The sequence below is a fragment of the Microbacterium proteolyticum genome (genome assembly GCF_029639405.1).
GTDB lineage: Bacteria > Actinomycetota > Actinomycetes > Actinomycetales > Microbacteriaceae > Microbacterium.
In genome coordinates this window covers 3,052,405-3,070,041 of record NZ_CP121274.1, presented here as the reverse complement: position 1 = coordinate 3,070,041, position 17,637 = coordinate 3,052,405, and the positions used below count along the sequence as shown (strand labels likewise).

The 17,637-nt window shown below is 69.5% G+C and carries 18 protein-coding genes and 2 tRNA genes; 14 read left to right on the top strand and 6 right to left on the bottom strand.

Annotated features, from left to right (window positions below; genetic code table 11):
• Positions 1 to 6 precede the first annotated feature (6 nt).
• Together P8R59_RS15375 and P8R59_RS15370 are read left to right on the top strand one after the other, a co-directional pair.
• A complete protein-coding gene (locus tag P8R59_RS15375; RefSeq protein WP_278101768.1) occupies positions 7 to 642 on the top strand; it encodes an FMN-binding negative transcriptional regulator in 636 nt (211 codons plus the stop codon).
• Positions 639 to 2,138 (top strand): amidohydrolase, encoded by a 1,500-nt coding sequence (locus P8R59_RS15370; RefSeq protein ID WP_431606861.1) that lies wholly within the window; start codon positions 639 to 641, stop codon positions 2,136 to 2,138. Before P8R59_RS15375 ends, P8R59_RS15370 begins: the two co-directional genes overlap by 4 nt.
• Before the next feature lie 147 nt (positions 2,139 to 2,285).
• On the opposite strand, the gene P8R59_RS15365 is transcribed toward P8R59_RS15370, so the two are convergent.
• Entirely contained in the window at positions 2,286 to 2,771 is a 486-nt protein-coding gene (locus P8R59_RS15365) for a Dps family protein (RefSeq protein ID WP_278101767.1), read from the bottom strand.
• 139 nt (positions 2,772 to 2,910) lie between these two features.
• Here P8R59_RS15365 and P8R59_RS15360 point away from each other — a divergent pair, with 139 nt between their 5' ends.
• Entirely contained in the window at positions 2,911 to 3,444 is a 534-nt protein-coding gene (locus tag P8R59_RS15360) for a gamma carbonic anhydrase family protein (RefSeq protein ID WP_278101766.1), read from the top strand.
• 1 nt (position 3,445) lies between these two features.
• Here the strand turns inward: P8R59_RS15360 and P8R59_RS15355 are convergent, their stop codons facing one another.
• Positions 3,446 to 4,396, bottom strand: coding sequence for an arsenic resistance protein (locus P8R59_RS15355; RefSeq protein ID WP_278101765.1), 951 nt, complete (start codon positions 4,394 to 4,396; stop codon positions 3,446 to 3,448).
• Positions 4,397 to 4,459: 63 nt separating this feature from the next.
• Between P8R59_RS15355 and P8R59_RS15350 the strand changes: the two genes are divergently transcribed.
• The 3 genes from P8R59_RS15350 (at position 4,460) to P8R59_RS15340 (ending at position 6,113) form a co-directional block, all read left to right on the top strand.
• Positions 4,460 to 4,822 (top strand): A1S_2505 family phage non-structural protein, encoded by a 363-nt coding sequence (locus P8R59_RS15350; RefSeq protein WP_278101764.1) that lies wholly within the window; start codon positions 4,460 to 4,462, stop codon positions 4,820 to 4,822.
• Positions 4,823 to 4,918: 96 nt separating this feature from the next.
• Positions 4,919 to 5,467: a hypothetical protein gene (locus P8R59_RS15345; RefSeq protein ID WP_278101763.1), complete on the top strand. Its 549-nt coding sequence runs from the start codon at positions 4,919 to 4,921 to the stop codon at positions 5,465 to 5,467.
• Positions 5,468 to 5,537: 70 nt separating this feature from the next.
• Positions 5,538 to 6,113, top strand: coding sequence for a hypothetical protein (locus P8R59_RS15340; protein ID WP_278101762.1), 576 nt, complete (start codon positions 5,538 to 5,540; stop codon positions 6,111 to 6,113).
• Positions 6,114 to 6,151: 38 nt separating this feature from the next.
• Here the strand turns inward: P8R59_RS15340 and P8R59_RS15335 are convergent.
• Positions 6,152 to 6,225, bottom strand: a tRNA-Gly gene (locus P8R59_RS15335).
• 278 nt (positions 6,226 to 6,503) lie between these two features.
• Here P8R59_RS15335 and P8R59_RS15330 point away from each other — a divergent pair.
• The 6 genes from P8R59_RS15330 to clpX all read left to right on the top strand — a co-directional run bounded on the left by P8R59_RS15330 (position 6,504) and on the right by clpX (position 11,699).
• Positions 6,504 to 6,577, top strand: a tRNA-Pro gene (locus tag P8R59_RS15330).
• A 73-nt stretch (positions 6,578 to 6,650) separates the two neighbouring features.
• Positions 6,651 to 8,108, top strand: a complete 1,458-nt coding sequence (gene tig / locus P8R59_RS15325) for a trigger factor (protein ID WP_278101761.1) — start codon at positions 6,651 to 6,653, stop codon at positions 8,106 to 8,108.
• Positions 8,109 to 8,291: 183 nt separating this feature from the next.
• Positions 8,292 to 8,780 (top strand): tetratricopeptide repeat protein, encoded by a 489-nt coding sequence (locus P8R59_RS15320; protein ID WP_278101760.1) that lies wholly within the window; start codon positions 8,292 to 8,294, stop codon positions 8,778 to 8,780.
• A 78-nt stretch (positions 8,781 to 8,858) separates the two neighbouring features.
• Positions 8,859 to 9,443, top strand: coding sequence for an ATP-dependent Clp protease proteolytic subunit (locus tag P8R59_RS15315; protein WP_278101759.1), 585 nt, complete (start codon positions 8,859 to 8,861; stop codon positions 9,441 to 9,443).
• Positions 9,444 to 9,472: 29 nt separating this feature from the next.
• Positions 9,473 to 10,135 carry an ATP-dependent Clp protease proteolytic subunit gene (locus P8R59_RS15310; RefSeq protein ID WP_278101758.1) on the top strand — a complete coding sequence of 221 codons (663 nt, stop codon included), beginning with the start codon at positions 9,473 to 9,475 and terminating at the stop codon, positions 10,133 to 10,135.
• A 295-nt stretch (positions 10,136 to 10,430) separates the two neighbouring features.
• Positions 10,431 to 11,699 carry an ATP-dependent Clp protease ATP-binding subunit ClpX gene (gene clpX, locus P8R59_RS15305; RefSeq protein ID WP_077051568.1) on the top strand — a complete coding sequence of 423 codons (1,269 nt, stop codon included), beginning with the start codon at positions 10,431 to 10,433 and terminating at the stop codon, positions 11,697 to 11,699.
• A 50-nt stretch (positions 11,700 to 11,749) separates the two neighbouring features.
• Here clpX and P8R59_RS15300 read toward each other — a convergent pair whose 3' ends face one another.
• A complete protein-coding gene (locus P8R59_RS15300; protein WP_278101757.1) occupies positions 11,750 to 13,801 on the bottom strand; it encodes a M3 family metallopeptidase in 2,052 nt (683 codons plus the stop codon).
• A gap of 82 nt (positions 13,802 to 13,883) precedes the next feature.
• Here P8R59_RS15300 and P8R59_RS15295 point away from each other — a divergent pair, with 82 nt between their 5' ends.
• A complete protein-coding gene (locus P8R59_RS15295) occupies positions 13,884 to 14,477 on the top strand; it encodes a winged helix-turn-helix domain-containing protein (RefSeq protein WP_278101756.1) in 594 nt (197 codons plus the stop codon).
• Positions 14,474 to 14,677 (top strand): hypothetical protein, encoded by a 204-nt coding sequence (locus P8R59_RS15290; protein ID WP_278101755.1) that lies wholly within the window; start codon positions 14,474 to 14,476, stop codon positions 14,675 to 14,677. The genes P8R59_RS15295 and P8R59_RS15290 overlap by 4 nt, the downstream gene beginning before the upstream one ends.
• Positions 14,678 to 14,726: 49 nt before the next feature.
• Here the strand turns inward: P8R59_RS15290 and P8R59_RS15285 are convergent, their stop codons facing one another.
• Positions 14,727 to 14,975: a hypothetical protein gene (locus P8R59_RS15285; protein ID WP_022878819.1), complete on the bottom strand. Its 249-nt coding sequence runs from the start codon at positions 14,973 to 14,975 to the stop codon at positions 14,727 to 14,729.
• The gene (gene valS, locus P8R59_RS15280; RefSeq protein WP_278101754.1) at positions 14,975 to 17,542 is read right to left on the bottom strand and encodes a valine--tRNA ligase; all 2,568 of its coding nucleotides are present in this window, start codon (positions 17,540 to 17,542) and stop codon (positions 14,975 to 14,977) included. Before valS ends, P8R59_RS15285 begins: the two co-directional genes overlap by 1 nt.
• Between the last annotated feature and the right edge of the window lie 95 nt (positions 17,543 to 17,637).

The window sequence follows — 17,637 nt, the reverse complement described above, 5'->3', positions numbered from 1 at the left end:
GATCCGGTGCGGCAGAATCCGAGTTTCGCGATGACCGACGTCGGCGAGATCCGACGCCTGATCGAGCATCATCCCTGGGTCACGCTCGTCGCGTCGACCCCCGACGGCCTGGTCGCTTCGCACTACGCCGTCCTGCTCGACGAAAGCCGTGACGACCTCACGATCGTGGGACACGTCGGCAAGCCGGACGACGCGATCCTCGGTCTCGGTGAGCGCGAGTTGCTCGTCGTCGTGCAGGGCCCGCACGGATACATCACGCCGCGCTGGTACGGCGACGGCCCGGCCGTGCCGACCTGGAACTTCGTGTCGGCGCACCTCAGCGGCATCCCGGAGATCCTCACGCCCGAGGAGAATCTGCGCGTGCTCGACCGACTGGTGGAGCGTTTCGAGGGGGAGGACGGTCGCGGCCTGTACCGTGCGCCGAACGACGCCGCCTTCGTCGACCGACTCGCCGCGGGCACCGTCGGTTTCCGTCTGACTCCGACGCGGGTGGTGGGCAAGCGGAAGCTGAGCCAGAACCGTCCCGTGGAGGTCGTCGACACGATCATCGCCGGGCTCGGTGACGGGCCGTACGCGAACCCCTCGCTGGCCGCTGAGATGCAGCGCGCCGCAGACGCGCGCCGTCCGGCAGGACGCGCATGATCGGCGAGACCATGGCCTTCGTGCGGGCCGTCCGGGTGGCCGGCCCGGGGCGGGACTTCCTCCCGACACCGGATGAACCCGTCGATCTCGTGCTCGCGGACGGCCGCATCGTCGACATCGCGCCGACGGGGAACCTCCGCCCGCGCGGCCTCGTCGTGGACGGAGAGGGCGGCTGGCTGCTCCCCGGGCTGTGGGACCACCACGTGCACGTTCTGCAGTGGGCGCTCACGGCCGACCGCGTCGCGCTCGGCGAGGCGGCGTCGGCGCGCGAGGCGGCGTCGATCATGGCCGCAGCGCCGGTGGGCGACGGCGGCCGCCGCGTCGGTGTGGGCTTCCGCGACGGTCTCTGGCCCGACGAGCCGACCCTCGAACTCCTGGATGCCGCGACCGGCGAGGTCCCGACGTACCTCGTCAACGCCGACGTGCACAGCGTCTGGCTGAACTCCGCGGCCTTCCGGCGCGAAGGATTCGAGCCCCCGGCATCCGGGGTCCTGCGCGAAGAAGACGCCTTCGAGATCTCCCGACGGATCAACGCGGTCGACCCCGAGGTGGGGGATCGCGCCGTCGAGCGGATGGCGCGTGCCGCCGCCGCACGCGGACTCGTCGGACTCGTCGACCTCGACATGACCTGGAACGACGAGCCGTGGCAGCGCCGCGTCGCGCGCGGCTTCGACACGCTACGGGTGTCGTACGGCACCTACCCGCAGCACCTCGATCGCGCGATCGCCGAGGGCCTGCGCACCGGCGACCCCGTGCGCGGCGCGGCGAACGCCTTGGTGCGCGTGGGTCCGCTCAAGGCCATCACCGACGGCTCGCTCGGAACGCGGACCGCCGCCTGCGCCCACCACTACCCGGGCGACGTCGACAACCACGGGCTTCTCACGATCCCGCCCGACGAACTCGTCGAGCTGATGACGCGGGCGACCGCGGCGGGTCTGGAATGCGCGATCCACGCGATCGGCGACGTCGCGAACGCCCACGCCCTCGATGCCTACGCCCTGACCGGGGCGGTCGGCACGATCGAGCACGCCCAGCTCGTGTCCCACGCCGACATCCCGCGGTTCGCTCGGCTCGGGGTCGCCGCGAGTGTCCAGCCCGAGCACGCGATCGACGACCGCGACATGACGGATGCCGTCTGGGCCGGGCAGTCCGCGCAGCCCTACCCCCTGCGCGCCCTGGCCGACAGCGGCGCGAATCTGCGCTTCGGCTCCGACGCTCCGGTCGCGCCGCTCGACCCGTGGGGCGCTATCGCGTCGGCGGTGTTCCGCACGCGCGACGGGCGTGACGCGTGGCAGCCGCATCAGCGGGTCGACATCGACACCGCTATCGCGGCATCCACCGCCGGCGGCTCGACGGCCCCGGCCGAGATCGCCCCCGGCGCCCGCGCGGATCTCGTCATCGTGGATGCCGATCCGCGCACCGCCGACGAGCAAGCCCTGCGCGCGATGCCCGTGCGCACGACGCTCCTCGCCGGTCGCGTGACGCACGCGTCCTGAAACGCTCGCGTGCGCCCGGGGCGGGTGCGCGTGTGCGTGAGTCGCCACGATTTGTCGCTTGACCGCGCGTGGAGGCGACAAATCCTGGCGACTCACGCAAAAGAAAAGGGGGCGACGCCGACGCGCCGCCCCCTTGGAAACCTCGGCTCAGGCCGCGAGGTGCGCGAAGAGGAACCAGCGGTCCTTGTCGAGGCCGCGCTTGATCTCGATCGCGACGTCCTGGCTCGACAGGTCGGTCTCGTCGAGGCCGTCGATGGCGGTCTGGATGTCGACGAGGACGGCGTCGATGTCGGCGATCACCGCGCGGATGACGACGTCGGACTGAGCGAAGCCGGCGGGGACGGCGGTCTCCTTCGCCTTGGCGGCGACGGTCGACAGACGCGAGTCGATCGGCAGGCCGAGGGCGACGATGCGCTCGGCGGCGAGGTCGGCCCAGTCCTGCGCGTGGGCGACGACGGTGTCGAGGAGTTCGTGCACGCCGATGAAGTTGGAGCCACGGACGTGCCAGTGCGCCTGCTTGCCGTTGACGACGAGGGCTTCGAGGCCGAGGACGATCGGCGAGAGGAACTGCGCGGTGCTGGAGGCCATGGTCGAGTCGACGGTGGTGGCGGCGGGCGTCTGAACGGTGCTCATGAGGTCTCCTGAGTGTTGTACCGAAGTCGTGATGACACCAACGCTACTCACGCGCGAACATTCCGCAAGCAAGATGAGGCTCGGCTAAATCCCTGGTGGAAAGGCAATCCTCACCTCACCCGCGCGATAGTGTCGGCGCATGACGATCGCTCCGGATGCCACGGTCCTCGCCCTTCCCGACGCGACGCCGGAGGTGCATGAGACGGCGTTCGTGGCATCCGGGGCTCGCGTGATCGGAGCGGTCACCCTGAGCGAGGGATCGAGCGTCTGGTACAACGCCGTCGTGCGCGGCGACAGCGCCGCGATCGTGCTCGGACCGCGGAGCAATCTGCAGGACAACGTCTCGGTGCACGTCGATCGCGGGCGTCCGGTGACGATCGGAGCCGACGTGTCGGTGGGCCACAACGCCGTCGTCCACGGCTGCACGATCGGCGACGGTTCGCTCATCGGGATGGGCAGCGTCGTGCTCTCGGGCGCTCAGATCGGACCCGGATGCCTTGTCGCCGGGGGAGCGGTCGTCCTCGAGGGCACGGTGGTCCCGGAGGGCTCCCTCGTCGCGGGAGTCCCCGCCAAGGTCCGGCGCGCACTGACGCCCGAGGAGCGGGCCGGCATCCTCCGCAACGCGCAGACGTACCTCGCCCACGTCGAACGGCACTCGGCGGCTCAGGCCTGACTCACCGCGCGAGGATCCGCGGCACCACCCGCACCAGTGCGATCATTCCCACGAGCTCGACGAGCGTCTGCGTGACGACGGCGGCGGGTGCCAGAGCGAGCGGCTCGGGCAGGGCCAGCGCGAGCGGGAGCACGACGAGGGAGTTCCGCGTCGAGCCCGAGAACACCGTCGCTCGTGCGGTGGGGCCGTCCTGGCGGAACACCCGGGCGACCAGGATGCCGAGCACCGGCGCCACGACGAGGAACGCGACGTAGATCGGCACGACCGCGAGGAGCTCCTCCGCGTGCGTGCGCAGAACATCGATCTGCGCGCCGACGACCACGGCGAGGGTGACGACGAGAAGCGGCACCATGTTGGCATCCATCGTCCTCTCGACAGCGCGGGCGGCGTGGAACCGGCGCGCCAGCAGCTGCGTGAGCGCGGCGGCCCCCATCGGCAGGGCGATGAACAGTGCGAACGCTCCGAGGAACGGGTTGACGGCGATCGCGCCCGGGAGGTCGGGACCCGCCAGGATTCCGAGGAAAACCGGGAGCAGGGCGAGTTGACCGAGCATCAGCACCGGCGAGACAGCGAGAAGACGGGATGCCGAGCCCCCGGCGAGCCGCGTGAACACGACGACGTAGTCGATGCAGGGGCAGAGGAGCACCAGCAGGACGCCGACGAGCAGAGCGCGGTCGTACGCGACGAACCGCGAGAGACCGAACACGAGGATCGGGACGAGGACGAAGTTCAGGACCAGGACCGCGATGAGGAAGCGCACATCGCGGAGCGCCCGGCCGATCTCGGCGAACGGCACGGCGAGGAACGTCGCGAACAGCAGGAGGATCAGCGCGGGGGTGACGAGCGTCTCGAGCGCGCCCGCGCTTCCCGGAACGGCGAGCCCGACCGCACCGCCGACGAGCATCCCCGCGAGGTACAGCGGGATCTGCCAGCGGTTCGCCCACGCGATCATCTGTTCGAGCCTACGGCGAGGCAACCCCCTCGTCGGGCCGGCGCTTCTGCGTAGCGTGGCGCCATGCACATCACGACGCTCGAGCCCGGTGAAGTCTTCGTCTTCGGGTCGAACGGCTCCGGCGCCCACGGCGGCGGCGCGGCCCGTTTCGCCCTCGACCGATTCGGTGCCGTGTGGGGCCAGTCCGAGGGGCTGCAGGGCCAGTCGTACGGCATCGACACCATGTCGGGGCTGACCGTGTTCGAGGAACAGGCGCGGAGGTTCCTCGCTTTTGCAGCCGAGCACCCGGAGCTGCGGTTCCTCGTGACCGAGGTCGGCTGCGGCATCGCCGGCTACCGGCCCGAACAGGTGGCCGGATTCTTCGCCGGGGCGGGGGAGAACGTTGTGCTGCCGGAGTCGTTCCGGGCGGTGCTTCCCGACGTCTGAGGGCACCGCTGGAGCGCGAGCCGCCCGTTCTCTCACGCTGGGCGACCCGATACGGTGGATTCACGTCCTCGGATCGAGTGACCACGAGGAGCCAGCATGACCCGCTTTCGGCCCGGATGGCGCTGGCGATTGCTGGCCTACGTCGGCGCCGGGAGCGCACTCTTCGGCGGAGTCGGTCTCGCTCACTTCGCTCTCGTCGGCGAGGTGTGGTTATGGGGTCTCGGCGCCCCCCTGCTCGCGGCCGGAGCCGTGATGGCGTGGCGGATTCCGACGGTCGGCGCGGAGTTCGACGAGACCCAGGTCATCGTCCGCGGTCTCCTGTGGTCCCGCACGATCCCGTGGGACGACCTCGAGGACATCGTGACCGAGCTGCAGTTCGCGGCGGTCGTCTGGCGGACGGCCGATGGACGGCGTGTCGTCACGCCGATCACCGCCGTCCAGCCGGGACGCCTCAACTGGCTGCCGTACCGGTCGACCAAGCGGCGCCGGGCGTTCATGGCAGCGCTCGATCGGTGGTCGTACGATAACCATCAAATGCAGCGCTGTGCAGAACCGGGGTCGCGCTCACGCCCCGGCAGTCAGGCGCTGCCCCTGTCGAACGGATGCGGAGCCGTCGAGGGACCCGACCAAAGCGTCGCTCCATAATGAGTTGATGACGCCGCCTCGCGCACCCGTGGACCCCTCGGGCGAGGATCGCTCCTCTCGCCGGGAGTCGATGGGCGCGCTGAAGATGCGGCTGCGCGACGACCCCACGGACCCGTACGTCCGCGCGGAGCTCGTGGAGGCCTACCGTCGACTGGGCCACACGGATCAGGCAGGTCGATTCGCGATCGCACTTGACGGCGGCGCACGGCCGGAGGAGGTTCGCGCCTACGCCGCCATGCTCCGAAGGCTGGATGCGGACGCGAAGACCGCACGACGGCTCAGTCTGATGCCGGCGGATCTCGATCTCCCGAAGCGGGTGCAGAGAGCAATCGACGGGGGAGGACCCCTGGTTCGGGAGTTGCGTCGGTGGGATCGATATGTCGCCGTCCCGTGGACGTATGTACTCGCCGCGTCGTTTCTCACGCTGGTCGCGACCTACGGCCTCACCATTGCAGGTGCGGACAACGCGCGTCCGATCGCGCTGTGGGGGGCGGTTGCCACCGGGTGGGTTGTGGTCGTCGCCATCGTGCTGACCACAGTGTGGTGCGCGGCTACGTCCAGATGGCGAGCCGCTCTCATCTGGACCTGCGTCGCCGCGGTCGCCGGCGGTTCGACGGGGCTGGCCACGGTCGCGCTCGTCACATAGCGAAGTGCGTCGTCGGAATCCCGCCGATACGGTGCGAATGGAGGGGATGACGGGAATCGAACCCGCACCATCAGTTTGGAAGACTGAGGCTCTACCATTGAGCTACATCCCCGCGGCGGCGAACCGCAGCGTCGACCACTCTACTTCACGTCCGCGGGTGCCACGGACACCGACGTCGCCGGAACAGGGCATGTGCCCAGAACAGGCGATCATCGTCCGGAATGGCCTGTTCTCGTGGCATCCCCTGTTCTCGCGCCCGGGGACATGTCGCCCGATCGACGTGTCCCCGGCGAAGCACATGGCATCCGTTCGACTCCCAGACCGGCCCCCACACCTCGATCGACTAGACTTCCAGGGGTCGTTTCGTCGAACGCGTCCTGCGCGTCGCCCCGGGGCGTAGCTCAGCTTGGTAGAGCGCCCGCTTTGGGAGCGGGAGGCCGCAGGTTCAAATCCTGTCGCCCCGACGCAACGGCCCCACAGACCACAGGCCTAGCCGGCCCCCGCGTGCGCGCGGGCCACACGAGGAGAACACACCGCATGGTCAACAGCACCGTCGAGAAGCTCAGCCCGACCCGGGTCAAGCTCCACATCACGGTCTCGCCCGAAGAGCTCAAGCCGAGCATCGCCCACGCGTACGAGCACATCGCGCAGGACGTTCAGATCCCCGGCTTCCGCAAGGGCAAGGTGCCCGCGCCGATCATCGACCAGCGCATCGGCCGTGGCGCCGTCATCGAGCACGCGGTCAACGAGGGTCTCGACGGGTTCTACCGCCAGGCCGTCGAGGACCAGGAGCTGCGCGTCATCGGTCGCCCGAGCGCCGAGATCGTCGAACTGCCCGAGCTCAAGGACTACTCGGGCGACCTGGTCGTCGACGTCGAGGTCGACGTGCGTCCCGAGTTCGAGCTCCCCGCCTACGACACCATCACGGTGACCGTCGACGCCGTCGAGACCGACGACGCCGCCGTGGATGCCGAGCTCGACCGCCTGCGCGCCCGCTTCGGCACGCTCGTGACCGTCGACCGTCCGGCTGCGAAGGGCGACTTCGTCGAGCTCGATCTCGTCGCCACCATCGACGGCAACGAGATCGACCGCGCCGAGGGCGTGTCGTACGAGGTCGGCTCCGGCGAGCTGCTCGAGGGCATCGACGAGGCCATCGACTCCCTCACCGCCGACGAGCAGACCACGTTCCGCTCGAAGCTGGTCGGCGGCGAGCACGCCGGCGAAGAGGCCGAGGTCTCCGTCACCATCACGGCCGTCAAGGAGCGCGAGCTGCCCGAGGCCGACGACGACTTCGCCCAGATGGCATCCGAGTTCGACACGCTCGAAGAGCTGCGCGCTTCGCTCGCGGGCCGCGTGTCCGAGCAGTCGGTGTTCACGCAGGGTGCCGCGGCGCGCGACAAGTTCGTCGAGGCCCTCATCGAGGCCGTCGAGATCCCCGTGCCGCCGCAGCTCATCGAGGACGAGGTCCACACGCACCTCGAGGGCGAGAACCGCCTCGAGGACGACGTGCACCGCGCCGAGGTCACCGAGGCCAGCGAGAAGCAGTTCCGTACCCAGATGATCCTCGACAAGATCGCCGAGGACGCCAACGTCCAGGTCTCGCAGGACGAGCTCACGCAGTACCTCATCCAGTCGGCCGCGCAGTACGGCATGGCTCCGCAGGAGTTCGTCAACGCGCTGCAGCAGGGCAACCAGCTGCCCGCCATGGTCGGCGAGGTCGCCCGGAACAAGGCGCTCGCGATCGCGCTCGGCAAGGTCACCGTCGTCGACAGCAACGGAAAGCCCGTCGACCTGACCGGCTTCGTCGCCGTCGAGGGCGAAGAGCCCGCCGACGCCGAGGAAGAGGTCGTCGAAGAGGCGCAGGAGATCGCCGACGCCGCCGCGGACGCGGACGCCGTCGTCGAGGCCGAAGAGGCCGCCGCCGAGGAGGCGCCCAAGAAGGCCCCCGCCAAGAAGCGCGCTCCCGCCAAGAAGAAGGCCGCCGACAGCGAGTAAGACTCGTCCGGTTCGTCGACAGGGGGTGGATGCCACGGCATCCGCCCCCTGTTCTCGTTCCGGCTCGACAACCGAGTGTCCGAGACACGCCGATGCGATGAGCGTGGAACGGCGTGTCTTGGACATCGAACCCGGGTGCGGTCGAGGCACACGCTGCACCGCACGACACGAGAGGGAACACCCATGAGCGACTGGCAGGAACGCGTCGACGCGGTCTGGGAGGACACGTCGCTGACCGAGCAGCAGGTGATCGAGCGCATCGACGCCCTCGCGGCCGAACGGCCCGAGGACGACCCGGTCGGCCTCTTCGAACGCGCGGGCGCGCGGGACTCCGCCGGGCTCGAGGCCGAAGCCGAGGTGCTGTACCGCCGGGCGCTGGACGGTGGCCTCGACGACGAGCGCCGTGCCCGCGCGACGATCCAGCTGGCCAGCACGATCCGCAACCTCGGCAAGATCGACGAGGCACGGGAGCTGTTGCGGGCGGAGTACGAGCGCGAGCCGCGCGGCCCGCTGCACGATGCCGCGGCGGCGTTCTACGCGCTCGCGCTGGTGTCGTCGGGGGAGTCCGAGCGGGCGGCATCCGTCGCCCTTCAGGCCCTCGCTCCGCACCTGCCGCGCTACACGCGATCAGTGACCGGATACGCCCGCGAAATCGCGGACGGACACGCCTGATCCGCCCGCGGCGAACACGGCGACCCGCCCCGAACCGCGCCGGTAGATTCGTTGCAGATCACCGGAAGAGGAGCACACATGCCCGAACCCCTTATGGCAACGAGCGTCTTCGACAGGCTGCTCAAGGACCGCATCATCTGGCTCGGTTCGGAGGTGCGTGACGAGAACGCCAACGAGATCTGCGCCAAGATCCTGCTGCTCGCGGCAGAGGACTCGCAGAAGGACATCTACCTCTACATCAACTCGCCCGGCGGCTCGATCACGGCCGGCATGGCGATCTACGACACCATGCAGTTCGTCCCGAACGACATCGTGACCGTCGGCATCGGCATGGCCGCCTCGATGGGCCAGCTCCTGCTCACCAGCGGCACCAAGGGCAAGCGCTACATCACGCCCAACGCCCGCGTGCTGCTGCACCAGCCGCACGGTGGCTTCGGCGGTACCGCGAGCGACATCCAGACGCAGGCGCAGCTCATCCTCGACATGAAGAAGCGTCTCGCCGAGATCACGGCCGCCCAGACCGGCAAGACCGTCGAGCAGATCAACGCCGACGGCGACCGCGACCGCTGGTTCAGCGCCCAGGAGGCGCTCGAGTACGGCTTCGTCGACCACATGCGTGAGCACGCCACCGACGTCGCCGGCGGCGGCGGGACCGCGGCCTGAGGCCGAGGGCGAGAGGAAAGGACACCGCAATGCACACTCCCACCTTCGGCGGCGGCGCCGCACACATGCCGAGCAGCCGCTACATCCTGCCCCAGTTCGAGGAGCGGACGGCCTACGGCTACAAGCGCCAGGACCCGTACAACAAGCTCTTCGAGGACCGCGTCATCTTCCTGGGCGTCCAGGTCGACGACGCCTCGGCCGACGACGTCATGGCCCAGCTGCTCGTGCTCGAGTCGCAGGACCCCGACCGCGACATCATCATGTACATCAACTCGCCCGGTGGCTCCTTCACGGCCATGACGGCGATCTACGACACGATGCAGTACATCTCGCCCCAGATCCAGACGGTCGTGCTCGGCCAGGCGGCATCCGCGGCATCCGTTCTGCTCGCGGCCGGTGCCCCCGGCAAGCGCCTCGCCCTCCCGAACGCCCGCATCTTGATCCACCAGCCCGCCGTCGGCGAGTCCGGTCACGGTCAGGCGTCGGACATCGAGATCCAGGCGGCCGAGATCATGCGCATGCGCACGTGGCTCGAGGAGACGATGGCCCGCCACACGGGTCAGGACGTGGCGAAGGTCAACAAGGACATCGACCGCGACAAGATCCTCTCCGCTCAGGAGGCGCTCGAGTACGGCATCGTCGACCAGGTGCTGACGAGCCGCAAGCGCGTCCCGGCTGCCCTGACCGCCTGACCTGCTCCACCCGATGCCCCGCCGGATCCGTCCGGCGGGGCATCGTCGTGTCCGGCGGGTTCTTCGCGCGTGAGTCGCCAAGATTCGTCGCCTCCCGCGTGATGGAGGCGACAGATCTTGGCGACTCACGCGAAGAGGGGTGGGGGAGACGGATGCCGAGACCCCGAAGGGCGGCCCATGTGTCCGCCCGTGGCGATCACGGCGACGGCGCTCGCGCAAATACCCTCGAATGTCCCGGGCACCGGTTAGGCTCAAAGTCACTCCGGCGTGGGGCCGGGAATGAGGAGGCACGGGCATGGCACGCATCGGAGAGAGCGCCGATCTGTTCAAATGCTCCTTCTGCGGCAAGAGCCAGAAGCAGGTGCAGCAGCTGATCGCCGGTCCGGGCGTGTACATCTGCGACGAGTGCGTCGAGCTGTGCAACGAGATCATCGAAGAGCGCATGGCCGAGTCCTCCACGGGCGAGGTCGCCGACTTCGACCTTCCGAAGCCCCGTGAGATCTTCGGCTTCCTCGAGGAGTACGTCGTCGGGCAGGAGCCCGCGAAGCGCGCCCTCGCCGTCGCCGTATACAACCACTACAAGCGCGTGCGGGCGCTCGGCACCCTGCAGCCCGCCGAGCAGCGCGCCGAAGAGATCGACATCGCCAAGAGCAACATCCTGCTCCTGGGGCCGACCGGGTGCGGCAAGACCTATCTCGCGCAGACGCTCGCGAAGCGTCTCAACGTGCCCTTCGCGGTGGCGGATGCCACGGCCCTCACCGAGGCCGGCTACGTCGGTGAAGATGTCGAGAACATCCTCCTCAAGCTGCTGCAGGCCGCCGACTTCGACGTGAAGCGCGCCGAGACCGGCATCATCTACATCGACGAGGTCGACAAGATCGCCCGCAAGGCCGAGAACCCCTCGATCACGCGCGACGTCTCGGGTGAGGGCGTGCAGCAGGCGTTGCTGAAGATCCTCGAGGGCACGGTCGCCTCGGTTCCGCCGCAGGGCGGCCGCAAGCACCCGCACCAGGAGTTCATCCAGATCGACACGACGAACGTCCTGTTCATCGTGGCCGGCGCCTTCGCCGGGCTGGAAGAGATCATCTCCTCTCGCGTCGGCAAGCACGGTGTCGGCTTCGGCGCGCCCCTCCACCGCAAGGAGGACGCGCCCGACCTCTTCAGCGAGGTGCTGCCGGAAGACCTGCACAAGTTCGGTTTGATCCCCGAGTTCATCGGGCGTCTGCCCGTCGTGGCCTCCGTCTCGCCCCTCGATCAGGACGCGCTGATGGAGATCCTCACGGCCCCGCGCAACGCGCTCGTCAAGCAGTACCAGCGCATGTTCGAGCTCGACGGAGTCCAGCTGGAGTTCGAGGAAGACGCGCTGCGCGCGATCGCCGACCTCGCCGTGGCGCGCAAGACCGGTGCGCGAGGGCTCCGTGCGATCCTCGAAGACGTGCTCGGTCCGGTGATGTTCGACATCCCGTCGGCGGAAGACGTGGCGAAGGTCGTCATCACGCGCGCGTCGGTCGAAGACCGCGCCCCCGCGACCCTGGTGCTGGCGCAGAAACGCAAGAGCGCCTGACATCCGACGTCCACGGTCCCGGTCGCACTCGCGACCGGGACCGTCGTCATTCAGACCGTGAGACCCCGGCGCTCGAGCAGCGGCTGGATCTCGGCATCCCGACCGCGGAAATCGCGGTAGGCCTCGAGCGGGTCGCCCGACCCGCCGACGCCCAGCAGACGCTGGCGGAACCGGTCGCCGTTCTCGCGGGTGAGGCCGCCGTTCTCGCGGAACCACTCGACGGTGTCGGCGTCGAGCACCTCGCTCCAGATGTAGGAGTAGTACCCGGCGCTGTAGCCGCCCGAGAACACGTGCGCGAAGTAGGTAGAGGCGTAGCGCGTCGGGACCACCGGGTTGTCGAGGCCGATGTCGGCGAGGGCTGCCGCCTCGAACGCGGCGACGTCGATCTCGCGCGAGGCCTCGTCGACACTCAGGCCGTGCCACGCCTGGTCGATCCAGGATGCCGCGAGGTACTCGCTCGTGGCGAAGCCCTGGTTGAACGCCTCCGAAGCGTGGAGACGCTCGACGACGTCGGCGGGAAGCGGCTCGCCGGTCTCGTGATGCCGCGCGTAGTGCGCGAGGATCTCGGGCCAGAAGATCCACATCTCGTTCACCTGGCTCGGGAACTCCACGAAGTCGCGGTGCACCGCGGTGCCCGCGAAGTGCGGGTACGTCACCGTGGCGAACAGGCCGTGCAGCGCGTGACCGAACTCGTGGAACAGTGTCGTGACCTCGTCGAGCGTCAGCAGCGTCGGCGTGCCGGGCGCGGGCTTGTTGACGTTCAGGTTGTTGACGACCACCGGCGCGGTGCCGCGCAGACGCGACTGCGTGACGATGGAGTTCATCCACGCGCCGCCGCGCTTGGAGTCGCGCGTGTAAAGGTCGAGCAGGAACAGTCCGAGCTCGCTGCCGTCGGCGTTGTGCACCTCGAACACGCGCACGTCGGGGTGGTAGCCCTGCAGGTCGTGGCGCTCGGAGATGCGGAGGCCGTACAGCTGCTCGGCGGCGGAGAACACGCCGTCGCGCAGCACGCGCTCGGCCTCGAACCACGGTCGGAGCGCGGCGCGATCCAGGTCGTACTGCTCGGCACGGACCTTCTCGGTGTAGAACGCCCAGTCGTGCGCCTCGATCCGGATGCCGTCGCCGTCGGCGATTCGCTGGAGCGCGGCCTGCTCGGCCCGGGCGTTCGCGGCCGCGGGCACCGCGAGGCGGCGCAGCAGGTCGTGGACGGCCTCCGGAGACCCAGCGGTCTGATCGGCGAGCACGGCGGCGGCATGCGAGGAGTAGCCGAGGAGGGCGGCCCGTTCGGCGCGCAGCCGGACGATCTCCCGCAGGGTGGCGCGGTTGTCGTGGGCGTTCCCGCGGGTGCCGCGCGCGCGGGAGGCCTCGAGCAGTCGGCGACGGCTCTCGCGGTTCGTGAGCGAGGCGAGGTACGGGTGACCCGTGTACAGCGTGAGGGTCACGACGTAGCGCCCGTCGAGTCCGCGCTCGGTGGCGGCCTGCGCCGCGGCGGAGAGCTCGCCCTCGCTCAGTCCGTCCAGCTCGGCCGCGTCGTCGAACACGACCGCGAGCTCGTTGGTGTCGGCGAGGAGGTTCTTCTCGAACGTCGTCGTCAGAGTGGAGAGACGCTGGTTGAGGTCGGTGAGCTTCTGCTTCTGCGCGTCGTCGAGACCGGCTCCGGCGAGCGACATCTCACGGTATCGGCGCTCGACGAGGTACCGGCTCTCGGCATCCAGGTCGAGGCTGTCGAGAGCGTCGTGCACGGCCGTGACGCGCGCGTACAGCGCCGCGTCGAGCTGGATCGCGTCGCCGTGCGCCGACATGAGCGGCGCCAGCTCCTCCTCGACGGCCTGCACCTCCGCGGTGCCGTCGGCGGAGGAGACGGTGTAGAACGTCCGCGCGACGCGGTCGAGCAGCGCGCCGCTGCGCTCCAGCGCGACGAGGGTGTTCTCGAACGTCGGGGCTTCGGTCTGCGCGGTGATCGCGTCGACCTCGGCGCGCTGCGCGGCGAACGCCTCGTGGAACGCGGGGAGGTAGTGCTCGACCCGGATGCTGCCGTACGGCGGCAGATCGTAGGGGAGGGGCGTCGGAGCGAGGAGGGGATTGGTCACGGCATCCGTCATCGCTCCAGCGTAGTCACCGCGGGTGGGGATGTTTCCAAAGAAGTGTTTGCAACAAGGGTGTTGCAAAGGTATCTTTGCATGCATGAGCTCCGATTCCCGCCCCGAGGGGCGCGTCCTCGACGCCGGTGCGCTGCGAGCCTTGGCGCACCCGCTCCGCGTCCGGCTCTACGACCTGCTGAGCCAGTACGGACCGCAGACGGCCAGCGGGCTCGCGACCCTGACGGGAGAGTCCACCGGCGCGACCAGCTACCACCTGCGGGCCCTTGCCAAACAGGACCTGATCCGCGAGGTCGCGGGACGGGGAACGGCGCGCGAGCGCTGGTGGGAGCGCCCGAAGGGCGCGGTGACGCTGATCAACCCCGAGATGGCCGCCACCGCGAGCGGACGCGCCGTGATGGAAGCCGTGCACTCCGAGACGCTCACGCTTCGCCAGCAGCAGCTCATGTCGTTCGTCACGCACGGATGGGAGGAAGACGAGGAGTGGCTCGACAAGAGCCTCGTTTCGACCGCGAGCGCACGGCTCACCGTCGCGCAGATGGCGGAGCTCGCCGATCGGCTGCAGGCCGTCATCTCCGAAACCGTCGACCGCTACCGGGATCAGACCGGCGACGGCCTCCGCGTGGTCACCATGCGTGCCGACGTCTTCCCGCTCCCCACCGAAGGAGGCATCCGATGAGCGCGCTCACCGCACCCCTCGCCACACCGACCACGCCCGAGCGGCTTCTGCTGGCGCTGTCGCGCATCCTCGCCGACCACGCCCACGCCCGGATGCGCGCCCGCGCGGAACGCATCGACGTCACCGTCCAGCGCGAGACCGCCCTCGCCGCCGGAGCGCGCCCCGAGTTCTCGGCAGAGGCCTACCTCCGCGTGCGGTGAACGAAGAGGAAGGGCCGGGGTGCATGGCATCCCGGCCCTTCGTCCGCACTCAGGCGAACTCGTCCTCGTCGTCGTAGCGCACGACCACCTCGCCGGATGCGTCCTGCGCGACGATCACGCCGGTGTCGAGCTCGGCGACCGGACGCCCCTCGAGGAACGTGAGCGTCCACCGCGGGGCGGGAGCGCTGAGCCCGTCGGGGTTCAGCGCCGCCTCGACGGCCGCGATCTGAGCGTGCAGCACCGCGGGCACGGCAGCCGGCGGCTGCTCACGGGCGGTCCAACGGGTTCCGAGTTGCATCAGTCCTCCTGGGGTGCGAACACGATGTCGGTGACGGCGGTGGTGTCGGCCTCGACGAAGGTGATCGTCTCGATCCGGCCGACGGCGCGCAGATCGCCCTCGGCGAGGCGCAGCGCCTCGACGTTCGGGCTGTGGATCGTGAGCGAGAGCACCGGCGTCTTCTGGGAGGCCTTGGCCTCGGTCTTGGCGCGCCGGATGCCGATGAGCGCCTCACCGACGGCGGTCAGCACGACCGGGTCGCCCTGGATGCCGAGCGGCTGCGGCCAGGCAGCGGTGTGGACCGAGCCCTCCTCGAACCACGACCAGACCTCCTCGGCGGCGAACGACAGCACCGGGGCGAACAGGCGGGTCAGGGTCGACAGCGCGGTGCGCAGGGCGAGCGCCGCCGACGCCTGGCCGGCGTCGGAGCGGTCGTACGCGCGCTCCTTGACGAGCTCGAGGTAGTCGTCGCAGAACGTCCAGAAGAACGACTCGGTGATCTCCAGCGCGCGCGCGTGGTCGTACGCCTCGAGCGCCGTGGTCGCGTCGGCGACGACCTTGTCGAGGGTCGTCAGCATCGAGGCATCCAGCGCGTGCGTCACCTCGGCGCCCTCGGGCACCGGGAACGACAGGACGAACTTCGCCGCGTTCAGCAGCTTGATCGCGAGACGGCGACCGATCTTGATCTGCGTCGGGTTCTGCGGGTCGAAGGCCGCATCGGTGCCGAGACGGCTCGACGCCGCCCAGTAGCGCACTGCGTCGGATCCGTGCTGCTGGAGGATGTCGGCGGGGGTGACGACGTTGCCCTTGGACTTCGACATCTTCTTGCGGTCGGGGTCGACGATGAAGCCCGAGATGGCTGCGTCCGACCACGGGGCGCGGTCGTCCTCGAGGGCGCTGCGGAGCATCGTCGAGAACAGCCACGTGCGGATGATGTCCTGACCCTGCGGACGCAGGTCGAACGGCGCGACCAGGTTCCAGAGCTCGTCGTCGCGCTGCCAGCCGCCGGCGAGCTGCGGCGTGAGCGACGACGTCGCCCACGTGTCGAGGATGTCCTGCTCCGCCTCGAACCCGCCGGGGACGCCGCGCTGGTCCTCGGTGTAGCCCGGGGGCACGTCGGTCGTCGGGTCGATCGGGAGCGTCGCGAGGTCGGGCGTGAGCACGCGGCCGTAGTCGCGGTCGCCGTTCTCGTCGAGGCCGTACCAGACCGGGATCGGCACCCCGAAGAAGCGCTGGCGCGACACGAGCCAGTCGCCGGTGAGCCCGTTGGTCCAGTTCTCGAAGCGCACGCGCATGAAGTCCGGATGCCACGACATCTCACGGCCGAGGGCGATGAGACGCTCGCGCAGCTCGGCGTCGCGTGCGCCGTTGCGGATGTACCACTGGCGCGTCGACACGATCTCGAGCGGGCGGTCGCCCTTCTCGAAGAACTTCACCGGGTGCGTGAACGGCTTCGGCGCGCCCTCCATCTCGCCGGACTCCTGCAGCAGCTCGACGATGCGCTTCTTGGCGCTGAACACGGTCTTGCCCGCCAGTTCCGCGTACGCCGCCTGCGCGGCATCCGTCACGATCACGTCGGGCGCGTCGGCGACGATGCGGCCGTCCTTGCCGATGATCGTGCGGTTGGGGAGGTCGAGTTCGCGCCACCAGATGATGTCGGTGACGTCACCGAAGGTGCAGATCATCGCGATGCCCGAACCCTTGTCCTGCTGCGCGAGCGGGTGCGGGAGCACCGGCACCTCGACGTCGAACAGGGGAGTGCGCACGGTCGTCCCGAACAGCGGCCGGTAGCGCTCGTCGTCGGGGTTGGCCACGAGTGCGACGCACGCGGCGAGCAGCTCGGGACGCGTCGTCTCGATGAACACGTCGCCCGAGCCGTCGGTCTTGTGGAATCCGAGACGGTGGTAGGCGGCGGGCTGGTCGCGGTCTTCGAGCTCGGCCTGCGCGATCGCGGAGCGGAAGTCGACGTCCCAGAGCGTGGGGGCGAGCGCCTGGTACGCCTCGCCGCGCTCGACGTTCCGGAGGAACGCGAGCTGGCTCGTGCGGATGGAATCGTCGGAAATCGTGCGGTACGTCTGGCCCCAGTCGACGCTGAGCCCCAGGTCGCGCCACAGCGCCTCGAAGGCCTTCTCGTCTTCGACGGTGAGCTCTTCGCACAGCTCGATGAAGTTGCGGCGGCTGATGGGCACCTGGTCGGCGGCCTTGCTGCTCTTGTTGTCGCCGCCCGAGAACGGGGGAGTGAAATCAGGGTCATACGGCAGCGACGGGTCGCAGCGCACGCCGTAGTAGTTCTGCACGCGACGCTCGGTCGGCAGGCCGTTGTCGTCCCAGCCGATCGGGTAGAACACCGTCTTGCCGCGCATGCGCTCGAAGCGCACCTTCACATCGGTGTGGGTGTAGCTGAAGACGTGACCGATGTGCAGGCTTCCGGATGCCGTCGGCGGAGGCGTGTCGACCGAGAAGACTCCCGCGCGGCCCAGCTCGGCGGCGCGGACGCGGTCGAAGACGTACGTGCCGCGGTCGGTCCACGCGGCATCCCACTTCTGCTCGAGGCCCTCCAGGGCGGGCTTGTCCGGAATCAGCGACATGGGTACTCCTCGAGCGATATAGGCGGCACCGTGTGATCGTGCCTGAGTGTGGGATGTCGCTCGAGTCTATCGGGCGGACGGGCGACGCCGAGGTG